The organism is Priestia sp. SIMBA_032 (assembly GCF_046535215.1).
Taxonomy (GTDB): Bacteria; Bacillota; Bacilli; order Bacillales; family Bacillaceae_H; genus Priestia; species Priestia aryabhattai.
In genome coordinates this window covers 1-273 of the sequence record NZ_JAWRXD010000620.1, presented here as the reverse complement: position 1 = coordinate 273, position 273 = coordinate 1, and the positions used below count along the sequence as shown (strand labels likewise).

At 29.3% G+C, this 273-nt stretch carries 1 protein-coding gene; it reads left to right on the top strand.

Going from position 1 to position 273, the window contains the following annotated elements:
* A partial coding sequence (locus SB717_RS35740; RefSeq protein ID WP_410907701.1) for an NEAT domain-containing protein occupies positions 1-273 on the top strand: 273 nt, incomplete at both ends.

Below are 273 nucleotides of genomic sequence, written 5' to 3'. Positions count from 1 at the left end.
AAAAAGAAAGTATCCTTTACATTAACGAATAGTTCATGGATTACGAAGTTTGAAACAGAAAAAGCAGGTAAGCTAGTTGCGACAAATGTAATTAGTGAAGATAAAGAAAAAGACACAAGAGTAGTAGAATTTGATGTAGAAGATGTAGAGAAGGTATTAAATGCAAAAGTAAAAGTAGATATTGATTTTTTAAATTATCATCATGAGTACGACGTTCGTATTGCATTTGATCAAAATAGCATTACACCAATTCATGTAGAAAAACCAAATGAA